General features: G+C 46.9%; 15 protein-coding genes. 3 read left to right on the forward strand and 12 right to left on the reverse strand.

The features are described from left to right. Positions 1–2: 2 nt before the first annotated feature. The 4 genes from QVE09_RS19505 to QVE09_RS19520 all read right to left on the reverse strand — a co-directional run bounded on the left by QVE09_RS19505 (position 3) and on the right by QVE09_RS19520 (position 3,597). Positions 3–890, reverse strand: a complete 888-nt coding sequence (locus tag QVE09_RS19505; RefSeq protein ID WP_397387069.1) for a LysR substrate-binding domain-containing protein — start codon at positions 888–890, stop codon at positions 3–5. Positions 891–921: 31 nt separating this feature from the next. Then, positions 922–1,392 (reverse strand): SMI1/KNR4 family protein, encoded by a 471-nt coding sequence (locus tag QVE09_RS19510; RefSeq protein WP_315938116.1) that lies wholly within the window; start codon positions 1,390–1,392, stop codon positions 922–924. Between the two features lie 190 nt (positions 1,393–1,582). Beyond that, positions 1,583–2,683 (reverse strand): threonine aldolase family protein, encoded by a 1,101-nt coding sequence (locus QVE09_RS19515; RefSeq protein WP_315938117.1) that lies wholly within the window; start codon positions 2,681–2,683, stop codon positions 1,583–1,585. 53 nt (positions 2,684–2,736) lie between these two features. Next, a complete protein-coding gene (locus QVE09_RS19520; protein ID WP_315938118.1) occupies positions 2,737–3,597 on the reverse strand; it encodes a LysR family transcriptional regulator in 861 nt (286 codons plus the stop codon). A 181-nt stretch (positions 3,598–3,778) separates the two neighbouring features. Between QVE09_RS19520 and QVE09_RS19525 the strand changes: the two genes are divergently transcribed. Then, positions 3,779–4,768: a quinone oxidoreductase family protein gene (locus QVE09_RS19525; RefSeq protein WP_315938119.1), complete on the forward strand. Its 990-nt coding sequence runs from the start codon at positions 3,779–3,781 to the stop codon at positions 4,766–4,768. A gap of 393 nt (positions 4,769–5,161) precedes the next feature. Continuing rightward, positions 5,162–5,380, forward strand: a complete 219-nt coding sequence (locus QVE09_RS19530) for a hypothetical protein (protein ID WP_315938120.1) — start codon at positions 5,162–5,164, stop codon at positions 5,378–5,380. 130 nt (positions 5,381–5,510) lie between these two features. Here the strand turns inward: QVE09_RS19530 and QVE09_RS19535 are convergent, their stop codons facing one another. The 6 genes from QVE09_RS19535 to QVE09_RS19560 all read right to left on the reverse strand — a co-directional run bounded on the left by QVE09_RS19535 (position 5,511) and on the right by QVE09_RS19560 (position 13,892). Continuing rightward, positions 5,511–6,818: an MFS transporter gene (locus QVE09_RS19535; protein WP_315938121.1), complete on the reverse strand. Its 1,308-nt coding sequence runs from the start codon at positions 6,816–6,818 to the stop codon at positions 5,511–5,513. Positions 6,819–6,924: 106 nt separating this feature from the next. Continuing rightward, positions 6,925–7,089, reverse strand: coding sequence for a hypothetical protein (locus tag QVE09_RS19540; RefSeq protein WP_186327758.1), 165 nt, complete (start codon positions 7,087–7,089; stop codon positions 6,925–6,927). 17 nt (positions 7,090–7,106) lie between these two features. Then, a complete protein-coding gene (locus QVE09_RS19545) occupies positions 7,107–8,594 on the reverse strand; it encodes a peptide ABC transporter substrate-binding protein (protein ID WP_315938122.1) in 1,488 nt (495 codons plus the stop codon). Further along, the gene (locus QVE09_RS19550; RefSeq protein ID WP_315938123.1) at positions 8,591–10,027 is read right to left on the reverse strand and encodes a coproporphyrinogen-III oxidase family protein; all 1,437 of its coding nucleotides are present in this window, start codon (positions 10,025–10,027) and stop codon (positions 8,591–8,593) included. The genes QVE09_RS19545 and QVE09_RS19550 overlap by 4 nt, the downstream gene beginning before the upstream one ends. Next, positions 10,020–11,870 (reverse strand): B12-binding domain-containing radical SAM protein, encoded by a 1,851-nt coding sequence (locus QVE09_RS19555; RefSeq protein ID WP_315938124.1) that lies wholly within the window; start codon positions 11,868–11,870, stop codon positions 10,020–10,022. The genes QVE09_RS19550 and QVE09_RS19555 overlap by 8 nt, the downstream gene beginning before the upstream one ends. Before the next feature lie 15 nt (positions 11,871–11,885). After that, on the reverse strand, positions 11,886–13,892 hold the full coding sequence (locus QVE09_RS19560) for a B12-binding domain-containing radical SAM protein (protein WP_315938125.1): 2,007 nt from the start codon (positions 13,890–13,892) through the stop codon (positions 11,886–11,888). Positions 13,893–14,328: 436 nt separating this feature from the next. Here QVE09_RS19560 and QVE09_RS19565 point away from each other — a divergent pair, with 436 nt between their 5' ends. Continuing rightward, entirely contained in the window at positions 14,329–15,117 is a 789-nt protein-coding gene (locus tag QVE09_RS19565) for a formate/nitrite transporter family protein (RefSeq protein WP_017690511.1), read from the forward strand. 265 nt (positions 15,118–15,382) lie between these two features. On the opposite strand, the gene QVE09_RS19570 is transcribed toward QVE09_RS19565, so the two are convergent. Together QVE09_RS19570 and QVE09_RS19575 are read right to left on the reverse strand one after the other, a co-directional pair. Continuing rightward, positions 15,383–16,369 (reverse strand): WXG100 family type VII secretion target, encoded by a 987-nt coding sequence (locus QVE09_RS19570; protein WP_315938126.1) that lies wholly within the window; start codon positions 16,367–16,369, stop codon positions 15,383–15,385. Between the two features lie 381 nt (positions 16,370–16,750). Continuing rightward, entirely contained in the window at positions 16,751–21,721 is a 4,971-nt protein-coding gene (locus tag QVE09_RS19575; RefSeq protein ID WP_315938127.1) for a DUF4132 domain-containing protein, read from the reverse strand. Position 21,722 lies beyond the last annotated feature (1 nt).

The raw sequence follows: 21,722 nt of genomic DNA on the forward strand, positions 1-21,722 counted from the left end.
CTTTAGCGCAACTCATGTTCCCCATCAACAAAGTTCATAAAGCGGGATATCACTTCCTGATTCATATCCGTCCGCCATGCCGTGAACAACGGTACGGAGGGCGGATTTTCTTGTAATGGAAGAAAGACCACACCCTTTCGCTGGAACACATCCACCGAAGAGGGAACAATAGAAATGCCCATGCCCGCCGCAACGAGATTCACAATCGTATACATCTGGATCGCTTCCTGCGTAATTCGAGGGTCTACGCCATGCTCCCTGCAATAATCGAGAACGAGACGATGAAATGGAGAGCCGAGATGCCTTGGGAATAAAATAAAATCTTCATCCGCCAGTTCTCGAATTGAAACTTGAGTCTGAGAAGCCATCCGGTGATGATCTGGCAACACGGCAATCAACGTTTCCATCTGGCAGGGGCGGAACGAGACATGACGAGTATCTTCCTGGTATCTCAAAAATCCAATATGGATCTGTCCGTCTTCCAGTGCCTGTAATTGTTGGGACGAAGTCATCTCGCGCAGCGTCAATTCAATCTGCGGATACGCAGCGCGAAATTTCCTAAGGACATCCACCATAATGCTCCCCGAAGCCGAATCCACAAAGGCTATGGTTATATGCCCGATGATGCCCTGATCTGCCTTTTGCGTAAGCTGAATGGATCGTTCAAGTTGGGCCATGATCAGTCTGGCCTGTTCCAGAAATACGGCACCTGCCGGGGTGAGACGAACCATTTTTCTGGTGCGCTCCAACAGCTTCACGCCAAGCTCTTCCTCCAGATTCTGAATCTGCTGGCTCAGCGGTGGTTGCGTCATATTTAATTTTTCCGCTGCACGGTGGAAATGAAGTTCTTCTGCCACGGTGATAAAGTATCTTAACTTTCGGATATCCATAAGCCGATTGCGCATCCTTCCGTCTACCTTGTTAATTCATTTGTTCCTGAACCCAGATTGCCGACTCAGCCAGCATTGTCATTAGTTCGTTAAAGTCTACAGCAATCTCCTGAAGGGGCACTTCTCCCGCATCGTGAATCAACATCAGCACCTTGCCTGAACTTTGATCCAGTATAGCCATACTGCCTTCACCAAATCCACCAATCGGGAAAGGCTGGAGGTCAGCTGGCATTTCGTATTCTTTCTCATATTCACGGTATACGTCCAGAAACTCGGGATAAGCCCAACTCAGTTCTTTCACCGAATACAAGGCAGGGTCGCCGAAGTTACATGCACCGAATTCAAGTAAAAGTGCACGATACGCTCCGGGCAGTCTCACATTATGCTTTTGCTCAAACTCCTCAATGCTCTGTTGCGTTTCAGGAGTACACCCTTCTCCCATTGTTGTATCGTAGGCCTTCACCAAAAGATCACGAATCGGTTCCAATTCTATTGACTTCACTTGGTCTCCCCCTTTAAGGTACCTTTCTCGACTGATCAACCGTTGCGAATTAAATATTCCTGCTTGAAGCGCAACACCTTACCATACCTTTCAGTATGCCTGTTTTTGCTACAAGTCCATGCATTGTTGTCTTGGGCATTATAGCAAAATGCTCTACCAAACAAGAGAGTCGATCATTAAAATCATCTTGTTAGCTCACCTGTTTACGCAACTCTTGATCCAGCCATTCCAGTGCTGCACGCAGCTTGTCCTGGGGAATTTTCTCATAACGATCACCCGTAGACAATTCAAAGGCACAGCTGTTCCCACTCGTTTTGTTCAGATATGAAGTCATTCCTATGCCATACTGCTGAGCCATTTGCACAAGAATCGGTTCAACTTCGGCAGCAGCGAGCGCAAAGTGTACATGGAACATATTCGATACCGGTACCTCGGGCAATGTGTGTATCCCGTGACACGCATTCAGTAGAGAGGCGAGTTCTTGAGCCTGCTTGTAATAACGCTCCATTTTGCCAATCCGTTCATTGAAATAATATTGGGAACTCAGAATATACGGATACAGGCCAATCAGATCTCCGCCGTGCCGCCGTTTCCATACTTTCGACTCTTGCATCACATCCGTGTCTCCGGCCAATATGGCCCCCGCAATACCTCCAATACCTTTATAAAAGGACACATACACCGTATCAAACAAACTGCAAATCTCCGCAGGCGTTTTCTGGTAATAAGGAGTGATCTCAAACAGGCGTGCCCCGTCCAGATGCAGCTTAATCCCGCGTTCATGGCAATAGGCCGAGATCGCTTCCAGTTCTTCATATGCTGGCAATTGCCCGCCAATCTCGCGTTGTGGCAGTTCCAACAGCAGGCAGGCAATGTCCTGATCAAGCGCTTGTACATCTTGCAAACGAATCAAACAATCCTTGTCCGCCAGTAAAATCGATTCAATCTGATGTAACTCTTTTAGTCCATCTTCCTCATGGATTTCCAAATGACACAGAGGGTGGTAAGCAACTCGCTTTACTCCTTTGCGGTCACACCAGATCCGTAATGCAATCTGCTGCGCCATTGTTCCACTTGGAAAAAATACCGCCGATTCCTTGCCAAGAACGTCCGCCATCTGTTGCTGAAATTCTTCAATGAGGGGGCCGTTGCCGTAGTGGTCACTAAACAACTCCCCATCGATCTGCTCCAGTACGTTCTGAAGCACCTTCACTTGGCGACTGCCATGACCGCCTACAATAAAATCTGTCTGATTAAATGCATCAGCCAATGTTAACGTAGTATCCTCCAAAGTCATTCACTCCTTTATAATGCGTGTTCAAAAGCTTACTTTTTCAACAACCTCTATAGTTCTGGTTCTGTAATGATCTGTACCAGAGCACTTAGCGCACTTGATATATGTTCACCACGGGAATACACAAATCCTACTTCCAACCGGCAATAAGGATCAGTCAAAGACATCACCGCGATCTCACCTCTTATTTCTGCTTTGGTAACCGAAGAACGTGGTAGCAATGATACACCGAGCCCGGCAGATACACCATTCAGAATCGTGTCCAGTGTTCCATATTCCATGATGTTAAGCGTGTGGATACCCTGATCTTTCAAAAAGGATTCCGCCTGATTGCGATGAGTGCATCCGATCTCAAAAAACAACATCGGTCTTGATAATAACGTGTACATCTCATGCGCTCCAGGTTCAGCGATCAACACCAATTCCTCGTCATACATCTTCATATAGTTCAGCTCAGGATGATCGATTGGGCCATATATTAACGCGCCATGCAATTCATGTTGAATCACCTTCTGGTTCAGTTCATGGGTCCCACCCGTGACAAGCGAATGCTGTACTTCCGGGTAGCATGAAGTGTATTCAGCCAAGAGCGGTGTCAGAAAAGTAGAAGCCGCTGTCTCTATGGCACCCAGACGAAGCATGCCAGCTGGTGGGTTACCCACTTGCGTGGCCTGCTCTGCTTCATATAATAATTCCAATATTCTATCCGCATACCCAAGCAGGTTCTCGCCCGCTGGTGTAAGAGACATCCCCCGATTGGAACGATGAAATAGCGGTACTTGCAGTTGAGTCTCCAACTGCTTAATTCGTGTGGTTACATTGGACTGCACATAATTGAGTGCTAGTGCAGCTTTACTGATACTACCTTCGCGGGCAACCGCCTGAAATATTTTCAAATCACCTGCATCCATATCCTGATCACCTGCTCGTCGTTATATCGGCATTCTGCATCATCCGCTTCATGCAAAGTGCGTATCTATTATTTTCAATGATACTGACAATCATTTTTGTTCATTTTACGTGAATCTGCCCTATCTGTACAATGAGGCTCAGTAGTGAAATCTGGCTATACACACAGGAGGAATATTGAACATGAAAGCTATTGTCCATTCGGGCCAGAGCGGCCTTGCAGGTCTTCAATATACAGAGTCAATCTCTCGGTCACCACAAGCCGGGGAAGTGCAGATTCAATTAAAATCCGCTGGAATCAATCATCGGGATCTATTCATCATGTCAGGACGCGGAACCCAGGACACCCCGCTCATTCTCGGTTCCGATGGAGCAGGTATTATCGTAGCGATTGGCGAAGGGGTAAGAGGGTTCGCGATAGGTGATGAAGTCATTATCCATCCTACGCTCGGTTGGGAATTTTCGAATAACGTGCCCATCGTGCCCGATATTGTTGGTGGCCCTACGGATGGAACGCTCGCGCAATATATAACGTTGCCTGCTGAAAATGCCCTGCCTAAACCAGTCCATCTATCCTGGGAGGAAGCAGGCGTGCTGTCCCTTTCCGCGCTGACAGCCTATCGCGCCTTATTTACTCGCGGCGTATTGAAGAAAGGTGAACATGTCCTTATTCCCGGCATTGGCGGTGGTGTAGCGACCTATGCCCTGCTCATAGCAGTAGCGGCTGGTGCCAAGGTGACCGTCACCTCCAGAAGTGAAGCCAAAAGAAATGAGGCACTGCGCTTGGGTGCTACCCATGCATTGGATAGTCATGCCGATTGGCGTTTGAAGAACAATCTTGAACCTGTGGACATGATCTTGGATAGCATCGGACAAGCCATGTTCCCCAAATATTTTGATATAATCAGACCAGGTGGACGTATCGTGATGTATGGTGCAAGCTCGGGGGATGATCTGACCCTACCAATTCGCTCTATCTTCTTCCCGCAGATCTGTCTGATTGGCACCTCTATGGGCAGCCGTGAGGAGTTTGTCCAGATGCTGCAATGGGTGGAGCAACACGACATACATCCTGTAATCGATAGCGTATATCCGTTGCAAGACGTAGAAAAAGCATTCGAACGTATGGAAAAAGGCGAGCAGTTTGGTAATCTGGCTATCCTTATGGAGTGACATCTATTTTGAGATGGGCCTTCATGAATTGTTGAAAATTGTTTTACGATAATGGGGTGAATCCATCTGACCCGTCTCGCGAAACGTATACTAATTGTTCTTATTGCTATTATCATTGTGGCCCAAATTCCTATGTTAAAAGAAACCTTAGCCCGAGGAGTTACTACGTTATATGTGAAGATAAAGTATCCAGAACATTCCTTTCAATTCCAAGACTTCATCTACGAGTCTCATTTCGGGAACTATATCATTTCATATACTGATCAAGACGAACAACTCATTAGTCTGATGCTTGAGCCCAAATTTTTTCCGGTGCTCATCACGTATGATCCATTGAATCAGCCCATGAAAGACTAGTTTGTTCACGCTATGAATCATTCAGGAGGTATCGATATGGACAATCGATTACATTTGGTAGAATTGGTTCGCAAACTGATGGACTCTGAAGGAACGGAAGCAGAGTTGAATGACATGTTAACAGAGCTACAACAGCAAGTGCCGCATGCAGAGATCAGTAATCTGATTTTCTGGGATGAGCGAGACCTGACGCCTGAACAGATTGTGGAAGAAGCCTTGGCTTCCCGTCCGATCATTCTTCCGCCCCAATTATAAACTCCATTCAGGGGCAAACGAATACTTATGTCTGCTGAGCAAAAGGCTGATATTTTGCAGAGTTGTTCCCTTTCCAATAGACTCATGAAATACAAAAGTAACTCCAGTGGATTAACTGCTCCTCATCTCTTCATCCCTGTGAGGAGTGCGTATCCCGGACAGGAGATTCAACAGGAATGCACGGCTTCGGTGCCAGTACATATAATCCGTTCAGCCATAGCGTCAAGATCGGCATACCTACAAGCAGCAACATGGATACTACAAGGAACAAGGATTCTGGTCCGTACCATTCCCCTACAGGACCGGCGAGCACATAAGCTGCCATGCCGGTGATACGAAGCATTGAATTGGTCACAGAATACACTCGGCCCCGAATTTCATTCGGCGTCGTTTCTGCGTAGTATGCAGATAAAGGAGCCATCGCTCCGCTCGCCCCGAGTCCAGCGATTAGCAGCAAGATGAGTAACCAGATAGTCTGCGGATGAAACTGCATCATGATCAGGGTTACGCCTTGAAGAAAAAGCCCGCCTGTAATTAGATAACGGCGCTGGACTCTTTTCTCAAAAGCCGTAATAAGGATCGTGCCCGAGATGACCCCGATCGCCATCGCTGCAACCGCCAAACTATAGATACGATCTCCTTGGCTCGCAGTGAGATCCATCGTACTCTTCACATAGAGCAGTGTCCCAACCAGCACCAGCGATTGCACAACCGACTTTAGCAGATTAATGCTAGTCACATAGCGCATCACTCGATTCGTAAAAAGAAACGATGCACCTACTTTGAACATCTGCCCAAAGGTAACCAGAGGGGGTTCTGCCGTACGCCCATCTTTCCGCTGATCGACCTGAGCGGTTCGGGGAGGGATTTTCATCATAATGGCCGCTCCTACACAGAGCATGAAGGTTAAACTGTCTAACAGAAATACTGGTCGGGGGCCGCCGGTCATCGACAGAATTGCTGCCGCCACCAGCGGACCAATTACCTGCACAGTCTGAAAAGTTGTATGAGACATGCCAATAGCTTTGACGTACAGCTCCTTATCCAGTAAATCCGGTATGATCGAGGAACGTACAGGTGTATTAATTGCTGCCATGGCCTGCATCAGAAAAGCAATACCATATATTACACCGACGTGATCGGTAAAAAAGACTACACCGATGAGCAGCATACGCAAGATATCAGTTGCTACCAACAGAACAAAACGGTTCATCCGGTCTATAAATACACCTGCGATTGGCCCCACCACAATCCAGGGGATGGCTTCGATAATAAATGTCAGCGTCAGCCCCATAACGGACTGTGTTAATTCATAGACCAGCAGGGGCAGCGCCACAAGCGTCACGGCATCCCCAATCTGGGAGACGGTCTGCCCTATCCATAACAGCATATAGTTCCGATTACGCAAGACTTGCCTGAAGCCTGTCTTGTTTTTCATACTATGTGATGCCTCCTATGTAAGGTGTTGGATGCTGTAATAACAGAACGGGCTCTCTTGTGAAAGACAGCCCGTTCCATGCTTTACTCGCTCAAACACATAATAATTACCATTCTGATACAACTCGGCTTGTAACAACGCGGGTCAGGCGTTTAGGTGTAAGTGCAGATGTATCGGTTACTTTTTCGCTATCCAGTACAGCTTCTACCGTTTCTTCCACTGGTTGTTGCACAACCTCTTCTACTTGAGTTGTATTTAATACTTTCGACATATCGTTCTCACCTCCTTTCATGATAGAAGTTCAATATTTTTAAGTGGCAGAACAGCGGCCTTATTTAAATGGGCTCCCTTTACACCTTCATCGATCATTACAAAATGGGAGTCGTACAATAATGGAATGACAGCCATATCATCAAGCAAAAGCCACTCTGCTTTCAGGTAATGCTTTGTTCGTTGTTGAACTTCCACCTCGTCCAGGGAGAGTAACATTAGGTGATCAAATTCTGAATTGGCGTACCCCGGCGTATTAAACGGATGATCTGTCGATAAAGGAATCAGGAAGGCACCAGGATCGGGGACATCTGCATGCCACGTCTCATACAGCAATTCGTAATCCCTAGACTCCAGTCGCAATAAATATTCACTCCAAGGAAGCCTGCGGCACTTCACCTTAATACCCAGAACACGCTTAAAATCTTCTATTAGATATAAAATCATCCGCTCCTGATAATCATGATCAAACAATGTTAATGTGAGTTCGGGAAAATGTTGCCCTCCCGGGTACCCCGCTTCAGCCATGAGGCGTCTTGCCTCAGATTCATCCTCTTGAAGCATTTTTCTTGGTTCAGGATAATCACGCATATCCCGAGGTACTAATGCATCGGCCACCTGTACATGGGGAAGGACCGTCAACATCCGCTGACGTGAAATTGCCAGAGAGAGGGCGCGTCTAACACGCACATCCCCTAAAGGCGTGACACTGAAATTGGGCGTAAGCACAATGGTTGCATGTACTGGTGCAGGTTGAAGCTCAGGGTTATTTTTCAATTCTTCATATCGCATCACAGGTCCATGATTAAGAAAATAGTATAGTCGCTTGCCTGCGGCAGAATAACGGGTTTGAAATACACGCAATCGCTCATCGGCATCCATAATTGGAATATAGGCTACCTGATCAATCCTGACAGCCTTCTGATCCCAGTAGTAGGGATTTCGTTCCAGTAACTTGATCGAGGGGTGCTTGATGCTTGATGCTCCCAACTTCTTAAGTCTGAATGGACCTGAGCTAACCAAATGATCTGGAGCAAAACCATAGTTTTCCACAACAGAACGTGAAACAATGGAGAAAGGCGGTGTTGCTAGATGATCCAAAATTCCTTGCACTGGTGGAGAGATATCCAACCTCACCGTTCTGGGGTTCACACCTGAGGTAGCGACCAACTCACTTCCCTGAAACTGTCCAATGCGTTGAATGGAAAAGATGATGTCGTCCGCCAGAATCGGCTCCCCGTCTGAGAAGCGTGCGTTCGTCCGTAAATAAAACAGATAACTTGCCCCAGGCTCTATGACATCCCAAGAATAAGCAATGCCAGGTTGCGGTTCAAGGGTACGTGGCTCTTGTGTAACCAACCCCTCATGGAGATTGGATACCACATTTCGTGTCACGATATCAAAAGATTCCATGGGGTCCAGCGTTAATGGAGGTACCTGTGTCAGGAAATGTAGCGTTTTTCGCTCACCTTCCAGTACCATATCCTCCCACCAAATCATATTCATTTTGCTACAACCCCTTCCTGAAGCGATTCATAAAGTTGGACTTCATCCCGCTCTCTACCTTCGGCAATGCGCTGTTCTATACGCTCATTTAGCCACCTTTTTCCCGAATCTGGGGTTAAGTAATAAACCAAATTGACATAGGACAGCCATCCCGCTGGAGTCAGTTCATACTGATCATCCGTCTCTTCAACCAACCCTTCTGCTACAGCAAGCGACAGTGCCTCCAACGTCTCGCTTGGTACCCGTTCCCAGTCAATTCTGGATTTATCCAGCACGCCGCGATAAGGAAAATAAACGATCCCTTTTTCGGGACATTCCTTATTGCCAAGTGTCAGTGGAGATAGCTGTAAGGGATCCAGGTACATCTCTTCCATATAAATTTTGAGGGTATTTGAGTTGTAGGAACTGAAATGAAGGGTCTGTGTTACAGCACTGGCTCCAAAACCGATAACCTCATCCGTTTCATATCCATAGAGCAGATCATGATATTTGAAAATCGGATCACGATCGATCAACACACGTTGACTGTGTGATTTCCGATCGAGCGTATAACTGTACCCGTTAATCGGAATATATCCTTTGGCACGCATATACTCATCCAGAAACATTCGGTAACTGATCTTGGTCGCTGGTGATAAGGGCTGCAAATGGTTTTCTTTGAACAATCGATGCATCTTAAGACTGGCTGACATGTAGTTTAATGGATAAAAATCAATGGTTGTTGTGTTCAGCGACATCGCCTGATCTGCTTCTTTCAGCAAATCATCGAGGCTCTGACCAGCTAAACCAAAGATCATATCCACATTAACGTATGAAAATATATCCATAGCCATCCGGGCAACCTCGCGCACCTGCTCCACGGTAGATGTTATATTGAACACCTGGCGATACACCGGATGAAATGTTTGTATGCCGAAGCTCACTCGGTTCACACCAATGTTTTTCATCGCTTGCAGCTTGTCCCTTGTCACACTTTTAACTTCCAGCTCAAAGGTGAACTCCTGTAACCGGGACAAGTCAAATAGACCATGCAGCGCCTCTCCGAAGCGCAGAATTTGCTCTACAGTCAACACGGACGGTGTTCCTCCACCGACGGATATGACATCTACAGGAACTTGACCAATACCGGAAAAAGACGCCTTCCATTTCATCTCACGAATGAGTGCATCCATATACGCATCCGTCTTTTCCTGGGCTGTGTAGTGACTTGACCGAAAGAAAGGACAGAATGTACACAGCGTGTCACAGAATGGGATATGAAAGTACAGCGCCCTCCGACCTTGGGTGGATGAAGGGGGCATCGCTTCCAAAGCTTCGGTAGTATCTATCACGTTATCCTCTTCATTTGGAAATGGATAGTACCAGTTGTACACAGGTAATTGAAAATCGAACTTGAGCAGAGACTTCCGCGGATTGATTACCGGATTAAGCATGACGTTTTCCTCCATCCTGATAGGATAGATCCACATTCATTTCCCATCTCTCCGGGTAATACACAGACAGGTCCTTCTGCTCAAACGCAGCAAATTGCTGTGGAGTTAGCTCGTATGTGGCCAAATGTCCCTTTTTGTTCTCATGAAGAAAGTAACGTATACCTGGCAAAATCACTTCTTGTTCCAGCAGATTTGGTGCGATCTCATCCGGTAAATACAGCGAACCTTTATATAAAACCTGGCCCTCGTATCCGGCTTTGGAGGCAAAAACAATGGATTGATCGTACCTAAGGCAGCTCACCAGATTGTAGGCGTAATGTTCCCCTGCCAATCCAATCAAATCTTCCTCCGTAATCTGAATGTCCAGTTGATCCCGTTGGGCTGGAGTAAGCTTAGTCACCTGTTCACGGAAGAACTCATAGATATCGAGTGGCGAGAGCTGCAGATCGTTAATTAGATAATGGATGGTATACGGATATTTGAAGAGACACATGGTGTAAAAATCAACAATATTGGAGTATCCTCCTTCCTGCATATAGGAACGGGAGTAATCGAGGAAGTAAAAGTTGGCATAGATAAACGGATTTTTTTCAATCTCTTTTTTATGCTGATCCTCAAGAAAAATGACCATCGACGTATTAACGTTTTCCCAGTCCAGGACCAGTTTTTCAGAATTTCTCATTAACCGCGTGCCTGTGTACGGACTTAACAGATTAATAAACGAACGCCATGCCCCAACAACTTTGCAGGCAAAAGCAAGCCGAATGGTAGCTTCAATGTCCTCCTGCTGTTCCTCTGGAAAGCCGAGAATGAATGAGGTCGTCGGCATGATACCATTTTCAAGGCAATTTCGGATGGTCTGATGAATTTTAGAAATTTTGAGACGCTTACCCATCGTGTGCTGGATATGCTCCGAAGCGCTCTCCACGCCAAAAAATATATAGTTGCAGCCAGCCGCACTGGCGATCCTGCATGTTTTTTCATCCAATGTATCAATCCGTGAGGAGAATCCCCAATGAATATCAAGCCCTCGTTCGAGTATCTGTTCCGCTATCCCATGGATATAGGGTTTATTAGAAGATAAATTGTCGTGTACCAGATTAAAATGAGTGACGCCATACGTGCGATGCAGATACTCAATTTCGTTAACAACTCGCTCGGCACCCATGACACGATACTTACGTTCCCAAACGATGCTTGTAGAACAGAAGGAACAGTCGAAAGGACAACCCGAACCTGCGTATACCTGCATGTAAATATCTTCAGCATGCTCGATATATGCTCTCATATCAATCAAATCATAAGCAGGACGAGGCGATAACATAATATCCTTAATAAGTGGGCGGGGTCCGTTGCTTATTGCGTTTCCCTGGTCATCGCGATAATGAACTCCCGGTATACCCTCCAAGCTTGCGTGATGTTCAAGTGCATCCAACAACTCAGGGAATGTTACCTCTCCTTCTCCAACGACACAAGAGTCAACAGCCTTAAAGCTGTCCAGAGTCTCGACGGGACATAAAGATACGTGGGGTCCTCCAAATGTAATATGTACATGTGGAGCCTTGCGCTTAATCTCACCAGCGAGTTCCACAGCCAGTACATAATTGCTGCACATTGCCGTAATTCCTACCATATCCGGCTCATGGGCAAGAATATCTTCCGCAGCCCGGACTGCAAACGGCTCAGATATCCAAGTGGGATCGATCTCCTTGTAAAAATCATAATCACATATGAACGGGACATGCCCCTTTTCCCGGATGGCTGAAGCCAGAATAAGTAGATTCAGCGGATATCCGTTAAACGCATTTGACGATAATAGCGGCCTAACCAGACAGACTTTCATATCCGTATCTCCCCTCTAGTTCATATGGTGTTTGTTAAGGTTACGAGAACGCATTCGCAGTAATCGGCGCAATGCCTCACCCTTCTTCAGCAGGCTCAAGTTTGGGATGCTGTTCAAAATGGAAGCAGCCTCTTCCTCCCTGCCAACAAGCCAGGCTTGCCAAGCGACGAGATATTTTCGATAAGCTTCGTAGCCAACCAATGGAACTCTTTCCTGATTCATGCGAAATACGTTAGGATCATCTTCAAACCGTTTCTCCAGTTTTGCTGCCAGCACTCTAGGACTTTCAGGGGCACAGTAGACCAGCGGGGATAAAGCTTCATCCGCTTGTCCTGGACCGTAATAGCCCTGCTTATCCCGACTTTTTTTCCATATTTCAGCATAAGGGGTTCCTGGATAAATTCTCACACCTACGTTGTAATAGAATGTAAATCCTCTAGCCGTATAATCCTGCATTCTGCGTGCAGCGTAATTCAAAGTCTCTTCGTTCTCGCCCGGTCCACCCAACAATATTCCTGCATAAAACTGCGTTTGATTCAAAAACGGCTGAAACTTGTCAAGCAACACTTCAATATCCTTTTCACGAAAATTTTTGTTATAGCTGGTTAACATATTATTGTGAAAATGGTCAATGGCGAACTTGAATCGGTATAATCCGGCAGAAATCAATAAAGGAATCGCTGACGTATCAAACGGTTTGACATTTAGATAAGCCGTCCACAGTATATATTTTTCAAGCCCACGACGAAGAATCTCCTTGGCAAGATCGGTAAGCCTCCGAAAGGGCAGGTTCGCTTCAGAATCCGCAAGATGAAACACCTGTATCCCGTAATGCAGTAATGAGAATTCCATTTCATCCACGACGTCTTCCACGCTACGCCAACTCATGACTTTACGATTCACCGATTCCAAACAGTAGCTGCAGCCTAACGCACAGCCCTGAGCACCTCTTACCGGTTCAGGCATCCATTCTTTTCGATTCATCAGGGTATATGGCAAGGTTCTGCGTATTCTTGGGGACTGCTCGAGTACACGGGATGTACTCGCCAGACAATGATGAAATTCGTTGCCTTCCGTCCAGACTGCACCAGGTAAATTCCTCCATATATTATGAAAACCAGCTTGCCAACGATGTTCCTTCTCGTGAACATCACAGGGTCTCCACATGGAACACAACTGACCAATCGCCTCATCCGCGGCTCCGATAACACCATATTGCAGTCCAAAATAGTCAAGCAGCAGTTTAGGCGCCGTGCCGAATGCAGCTCCTCCCATGATTACAGGTCCATCGTATCCTCTCATGCCCCCTTCCACCAATGTTCGAACACTTTTCAGCAAATCCTGAGTATCCACAGCGTTCGAATCTCCATGGAGACTGTGAATGATTAGAGCATCATCCATATTGCGAAGAGAGAGCCCTATCAGATCAGGTTCAAAATCCCTGATGATCTCCATCAACCCCTGCTCCGGTTCAAGATATTCCAAAAAGGGATTCACCAGCCGCGTCTGATACCCATGCTCACGGCTAATGCCGTTCAATATATCCAGACCATACGGACCTGCTATCAGGTCCGTATACGGATTAGCGAAAATCCATAATATCCTCCCCCGTTGCTGAACTGGCGGAGATTGAAACTCAAACAAAATACGATCACGCGCCATCAATTGCTGAGATGGGGTGAGCAACAGCTCGCCTGGATTGTACAAGCTGTATCGCTGCTCAGCGGTATTCGTACGGGTACCCATGTAATTCACTCCTGAAATGACATGGGCTAAAATATTTCCGAGTTCGCTTCTATCGAGATTCTCAAGAATACGTTCTCCACTTAGTAAAATACGATTTCTCCATTCGGCATCATAAAAAAATTCATCGAGAATGACTTCTTGTACAGCTTGTCCATTGTTAGATATGGCTTCGCAAAGAATGATCTGAACTGCCCCTTCTCTTGAATGGATTAATTTTGCTTTGTCAATGCGAATTTCCTTGCCTAGAATCCGAATCGACGGAAGTTCCGGTATCAACCTCCAAATCCATTGAACCTGAACACCAATCGCTGCCCAAGACCGTGTAATCTCGGCTTGATCGGAGAATCTTTCGGTTGAAAACACTTCAACGGTTAAAGGGTAAGAGAGCTTGTGATTTGTTTGTATGCTGAAGCACCTCACTTTCAGGGCTGGGGACTGTTAGAATGATTCAGCTCATTGCATTCATTGGAAGAGAAGAGTTTGAGAGTAAATAGACGCAGGATGTGCAGGAGTTAAGTGTCTGTCGTATCGGTTATTGAAATCAACGTTACATTTAATGTAAATTAGATGGGATAAAGAAGTTTTTTATACATAAAAAGGTTTTTTTTATTTTTTACTATATTCAATTTTCAAAATTCTGTAAACCCTCAAATCAAAATACAGTTATAATGTAGAAAACTTAGTTTCACTCATAACACATTGGAGGAGAATTATGGAAACGGAAGCTTTACGCAACGTGGAACAACTAGCTTTGAAGAAACACAAGATTTACAAACAAAGTTTAATCAGGTACCTTGCACGCTCCATGCTGGCCAGTATGTTTATCGGATTCGGCGTCATCGTGGCGTTTAAGACAGGTAACTTCTTTTATATGGAACAGTCCCCGTTTACCTATCCGATGGCAGCAATTACGTTTGGCGCGGCCATCATCCTGATCGCCTACGGTGGCGGTGACCTGTTCACAGGGAATACGTTCTATTACACGTATGCGGCACTGCGCAAGAAACTTCGCTGGTTCGAAGTTATCAAGCTGTGGATTGCGAGTTATAGCGGTAACCTGATGGGCGCAGCCGTGTTTGCCCTGTTAATCTACCTGACCGGATTGTTCGACTCGTCTCAGGTGAACGGTTTTCTGTTAAGCGTGGTGGAGCACAAGATGGAAGTTCCGACGATGCAGCTCTTTTTCCGGGGAATTCTGTGTAACTGGCTTGTATGTATGGCGTTCTTTGTGCCGATGTTCATGAAGGAGAATGGAGCCAAAATGTTCGCCATGATGCTCTTTGTGTTCTGCTTCTTCATCTCGGGATATGAGCACAGCATCGCCAATATGTGTACGTTCGCAATTGCACTTGTGCTGAACCACCCGGGGACGATCTCATTTGAAGGTGTGCTTCACAACCTGGTTCCCGTGACCTTGGGTAATCTGGTGGGTGGTGTGCTGCTGATGGGCTTTATGTATTATGCGGTGAACAAACCGTTTCTGGATGAAGAGACACATTAATCTCTGGCAAAAAAAAGATTCCCTTCCAGCCCGGTCCATTGGCCGTGGCTACTCGGTAAGATCAACCCAAAACACCCCGGCAACCTTCCGATCTCAGGAAGAAGGTTGCCGGGGTGTTTCTCTATGCGCAGGCTCACGGATAAGCCGCCTGCCCTCCACACGCATAGCCATGTGATATACAACCACATGGCTCCATGCTGTGGGTGGACAAGCAGGCCGCAACCAGGTACCCCTGCGTTGCCCGCTTGCCAACCCCATCCGTGGCTTAGAAGTACTCTCGCCACGGAGTATATTCAATATCGTTATCGCCACGCGTGACCACGATCATATTCTCGATTTTGCCCGTTTCCTTATTGGTACGGTAGATCATCGTACGTGTCTCACCTTCCTCCGGCACGGAGAACAGGAATTTGTCCGCGACGAAGGATGAACCTAGTCCTGTGGCATGTTCCGTGAAAGCAGAGCCCGTCTTGCTTGTGAGCAGCAGACCAATCCCGTAGGCTGTAGCCGTTTGTGCCACTTTGCCAAAGAGATGTTCGCCTTGACTGGTCGTGTGCGTTTGCTCCGAATACTTATACTTTTCCGTATCCTTGCTATAGTCCACCACATTGCCCTGTTTATCCAAACTGATGGTGGTCGTTTCGCCCTTGTCACTTTTCACCTGATACGTACCTACGATGGAATCCTCGGTAATTTTCACCGTCTTGCCAGTGTTGGGGTCAGTCTGATAGATTACATCTTCATACTGAAGCCGAATGATGTTCATGCTGGCCTGAATCTGTTGCGCCAGTTCTTCGTCACCCATCTCTTTGGCTTTCTTCAGCATTTCCTCATAGTTTTGGTATTTCTCGGCATCCTTCTCATCCCATTCATCCATGTTCTTTGGTGGACCTGGCGTTTTGTCGAGATCATCACCTTTATTTTTGCCCATGGTTGATAGCGCCCGCGCTGCGGTCAGCGCCGTCATGATTGCCTGGTTCACCGCCTCTTCATCTGTCGTGCGGAAACGCTCGGCAATCTTCTTAAGCTCCGACTGAATGGACAGAACCAGTTCCAGAACAGATTTCATCGTGCCTTGAGCCGTTGAATAATCGTTATAGAAGCGTTCCCGTTCCATCCCGTCCCAATTGCTGTGCATGACACTCATCTTGCCGTCCAATGTGGACATGAAACCCGATAATTGCTGATGTGCCTGAGCGAACTGCCCACTGACCGTCTCCAGTTGTTCCGGTGTCACCTTGATCTGTGTCATCCTGCACACTCCTCATCCTGGTCATTTATATCACGTGGTCAACCAATGCTGTCTCTCGAATAGCACTCTCCCAGATCTCGACCAACTTGTCATGATCTTGTTCCCGATATGCAACGACTAACATGTCCAACGTATTCTCCTTTTCTATTAAAAGTAAAAGGTTATGTAAAAGCCCGATCCTAAGATCGGACTTGTTTGATACATCAAATTTGAAATAACTCTACATGTATTTTACCATGTCCATTACTCAATCTGTACCCATAATGGCTAATCTTAAGTCAACATCCTACTACCAATTACGCAATCCAGCGAAAGATTGTGGCAGATTGGGAAGGTAATGCATACCGAAACGAATCTGCGTCCATACCCACATCTGGTTTCCTAGTTCTGTAACTGTGCAAGAATCTGCGGGTCCTTGATCTTTTTATCTTCGGCAAGCAACATTACCTTGGACAGAATCTCAGCCGTCCTCGGGTCTTCATCGAGGAATGGCAGGAAGATTCGACCCCGATGCTGACTGTGCACCGGTACGATATGAAGTGCACCTGTAGCTTGTTTGAACACATTGCCACTACCCAGATGAACAGCATACTCACCCAATTCACCATCAATCCGTGCGTAATTCCCGTCCAGACGTACATTGTCGATCTTCAGCAGACGCAACGACTCGTTCACAATGACGTGGCGCATCTCAATTGTTGTCAGGCTGGCTTCCGGATCTACGCCTCCCACATGTGCAACGCTGACCACCAGATCGATATCACGCATGACTTCCGAGAAGTACGTCAGCGGCACATCTTGCAGCGCTACAGGTTTGTAGCTCTTGCGATCGTAGAACTGCACCGTCTCCAAGGTAGGTGCCTCGGTATCTGCCGGTGAGAACCAATCCGCCATGGCATATAGATTCGCGATCAGATTGTGCTCATAGCTTACCTTCTGCAGACCTTCTTCATAACTGACAGTCCATTGGCGACCTTTAAGCAGAGCTACTGCTTTTTTCGGTTGAATCTGATACCCGGCATATCTGCGAGACACCGTACCATTAGCCAATTCGTCCTCGTTAGGAAGATATAGCTCACGGAATACCTGCTTGAACGGCTGACGCTCCTGACGGGTGAACAGATCCCGCTGGAATTCACTCCAGCTTCCGCTCTGATACAGATGAAGCGAATGAGCAATCAACAGTTGATCCTGTTCCGATAGTGCCTGGATCGTACCCTCCGGCCCTGGAGCAACCAAACCACTGGACGATACATCGAATCGTCCAGTCTTGTCACCTGACTGGAATACAAGTGTTCTTACCAGCGGTTGTATGACCGGATTTTGCATCAGACTGGCAATTTCCTGACGTGTAAAGGATGTACCAGCAGTCATCGAACGTTCCAGTTCCTGTCGTGCCCGGCGATACTGATCCACCAGATCCGATTTGAGCTCTTTAAGTTCAGCGATATATCCATCTTTTTTGAACCGGGCAGGTACAGATTTGAGCGTCTTGCCTTTGCTAACGATAACCATCTCGGGTTGGCCTTCCTCATCAATAACCAATTGTGCTGTCGTGTCAGCATCCAATGCATGAGGTTCAAAGAAGGATTTCATCTCATCCAACTTACGTGCTTCCATGTCCCACATCAGCCGCGTAACATCGGCATAACCTGCATTACGAGCAAGATTGCCCAGTGCAATCTGCGATGCCACACCTTCACTGGCACGGCGTTGTGCACCGAATTGTTTGCTTTGCGTCAGGAACTTCTGAATGAAGTCGTATCGCTCACGCAGATCCTGTTCCCGATTAGCCGCGAATGGGATCAGGCTGTAGGTTAACAAATGATCCTTGTTTCGCTTGTCTGACACGGACTCACGCATATCGTCCAATCGAAGCTTGCCCAGTGCAGCATCTGCGAACAATTGGGATCTGCGGTGATTGGCTCCGCCAGAGATATATTTGGCACAATCGTATAAGAGATTGAACCGTTCCTCCCCGACAGCAGCATAGGCCTCTTCAAACCAAGCAATATCAAACGCACCTTCATTAAAGTCCTGTGATGAGATTGGAGAATAGTGGGCCACGATGGTTTCTTTCTCCGCAGTAAAGCGTTCATTAATATGAGCATGGAAGTACCAGGCTGCACTGCGAAGACCTTCCCATCCCAGATGTTTCGCAACAATCTCCATCCATTGTGGTGCGTACATGGCTGCTTCCAGCAATTTTTTCTCATTCACCGGATACTTCTGGAGCAATTCTCCAAGTTGCTTCTCGTCTTCTCCATCCCGTGGATGACAATTCTGAATCAGATAGCTGAACGTCTCTTTACGTGTTGTGTTGTCTCCATAGCTATAGATATATCCACGGACAAATGTATCCTGATCCATTGCAGAGACCAGATGTACCCAGTGTTCCATGCCTTCAATTCGATCCAGTTTCATGGCAAGTGTGCTTACTTCTGTAGAGAGTTCTCCCCGGGTCAACTCAATCTCCAGAATGCGATCGACCACCGCATCTCGCAATTGAACAAGCTTTGGATCACTCGCGATCACTTCTGTACGAGTGGAAGTTAAGTCCCGAATAAACAACAGACGATTCCCACCGACCAGCACCTGTCGATATATCTCCTGATCATCAATCAGGTTCAACTGGTACGCACGCAGGAAATCTTCAAGTGACAGTAAAGACAGCGGCTGACTACTCTCTACAAGACTGGTGAACTGGTAAGCTGTCTGGAAGAAACGTTTGAAGCTGTTATCATCATGGATTTTGCCACGAACTACATAATTCCAAGGTCCAGTCAGAATATGAAGCATGCCTGACTCCTTCTCGAGTCGATCAGCAGGCATACTCGCGATGATGGAGGCCCAGGTTTTCTCAGCTATTTCAAACGTGTCAAGCGGATCGCTATCTAGAAATGCCGCCGATATCAGCGCCACTACCTGATCCTTATACGTCAACGAATCCAGCATCTGCTGCAGCTTTTCGATGTCATCCAGAGGATACATCTGTTCGGCAAACGACTTGCGCCAGCCTTCCAATAACGGAATCTTCTGCAATTCGTCATAGTCATACTGCTCACGGAAATAACTATAAAAATCGCTCAAATTGCCATTGAACTCCCGGAGCTGTACAACCATGTATAGCTGCATCAGTTCCACACTGCTGAACCCGGCATGTTGAATATAGTTCTCCCATACGTCATGAAGCGGAAACTGATCAAGCTGCTTCATCTCATTGCGCTCTGCATACGGAACCCTGGAGCGAAGACTCGCTCCGACTAACAATGTGTCTTTGTAGCCAGCGTAGTACTCCACTTCATACTCATAATCCCTGTGTCCATGCACCAATTCATTGAGCCCCTCCAGGAATGGTCTGGTCTTATCCAGAGAGAGTGTAAAGATATCCTTCGGACTGTGGCCTTCGAGGTCACGCTTCTCATCCAGCAATGGCTCACTTCGCTTCGGATTGAATAAACCTAACCCATTAGCGGCTGTATAGCGACTCCCCTGATCCGTCAGCTTGTCGAGCAGCTTCTGTTCCTTCGCGGTTGGTGTCTCAATCAGCTGCGCTAATGGCTGCAATGCCTCCTGCTGATCCGTCCGCTCTGGATCTGCCGCAATCTCGGTCAACAATTCGAGCGCACCCAAACGCTGCAGTTCACTCTTGGCCTGCAAAAGTTGTTTCAGTGAAACCGTCAATTGGTCCACGGGTTGCAGTAACAATACATGGATGACCTTTTGACGAAGTGAGCCTGTCTTGAGCTTCATCAATGCCTCCATCTGTTTCATCTCTTCAACCGTCAACGTGAGCAGCTTCGCCTTGGCGAGTGCACTCTCCCGATTAGTAATGCTTTTATCAGACAAACTCTCAAACACAAACTGTCTTTGCACCTCATTCTCAGGATGCTGAACAAACTGGGACAACAGCTCTCCGCGCAGTTCCGGGCTCAATCGGTCCTTGATTGCAATGACCTCCCCGATCCATTCCGGGTCCATATCATAGGCGGCCAGATATAACATTTTCTTCACTACATCATCTATATCAATCCGGTAGTGAACATACTCAAGTACACCCGATGGTCCACCTGAGCCGCCTTTCGGAATGGCAGCCAGCATCTGTTTGAATCGATCAAAGTCCTGACGCCGCAAGGCCTTATCTCCAAGAGCAGGCAATGGCCACACGTAGACGCTACGCTGATTCTCTCCATTCTCGAAACTCCAGTTGTACATATACATCGCATCATAGTTGGTCACAATCCAGTGCATCAACTCGGTATCCTGCGCCTCCAGATAACGACGTGCAATGTGCAAACGAAGCTCTCTGTTTTGGCTGTTAGCCAGCACGTATTGGGCAACAATCTTCTGATATAACTGACCTTGATCCATAATCTCGATTATCTTGCTCTTCAATTCATTCTCTTCAATGACCGCTGTCGCCCACAGGCTGATAAAGAGTTTGTTGGCGTTTGCTTCCTGCTGCCAGGCCTCGCGTACTTCTGGTTGAACAAGCGCCTCATAGGCCTGTTCAATGAGCTGTGCGGCAACACGCTGATTGGCTGCTTCTATGCCGATTCCTGTCCATACAGCGAGCGCTCTCACCACGGAACTGAAACGAATCAGGTTGTTGTCGATAATGATTTTTAATATGTAAACATAGGCTTCCAGTGTCCCCTCATCCATCCGCTCCACAATACTTTGGCGCAGCCCTTCCTGCAACCTTGCTGCAACGAGCAGCTCGCCCACCATCTGATAGGCATCCGCCTGATCGCTCATGAATATACCTTTGATCATTTCATGGGTTAACAATGCGGTCTGATTGTCACCATATATAATATCGTGCAGCGCCTGCTTCATATCTCCGCCCTGATGATCCAGTTCATAAGCGATACAATCCGCCAGAACCCAACGGATCTCATGCAAATAATCCAGCTTGTACTCACGAAGTGACACATATTCACTCAGGGAGAAATTTTTCATTTCCATACGGAACAATCCCATCAGTTTGCGAACAACCTGTGCTACATGCTGTTCCGGATCGGATGTGCGGAAAGGCCGGCGTTCATAGTTGTTACTGTATGGGAAACAAGTCGTACGCTCTGCGATATAACGGAATCGTGCAACCAATGACTCGCTCGCCAGATGCTGGAGAACATCCAATAGTGGCTGGAAAAGTGGTTTCTGCGTTTCTGCAGCCAGTCTTCCAAGCAACTTATCAGTATTCAAAAACATCTTTTCGTCTCCACGCAAATACGTAGACCCGGCGATCTCCACAACATAGCCCGCCAGCTCAAGCTGTACCCCTGTTAACGACTTTGCTTTTTCCTGCAATTCATCCATATACACCTGTTCTTGATCTTCATGATTCATC

This window comes from Paenibacillus sp. ClWae2A, assembly GCF_032452295.1.
In the GTDB taxonomy this organism is placed as follows: Bacteria; Bacillota; Bacilli; order Paenibacillales; family Paenibacillaceae; genus Paenibacillus.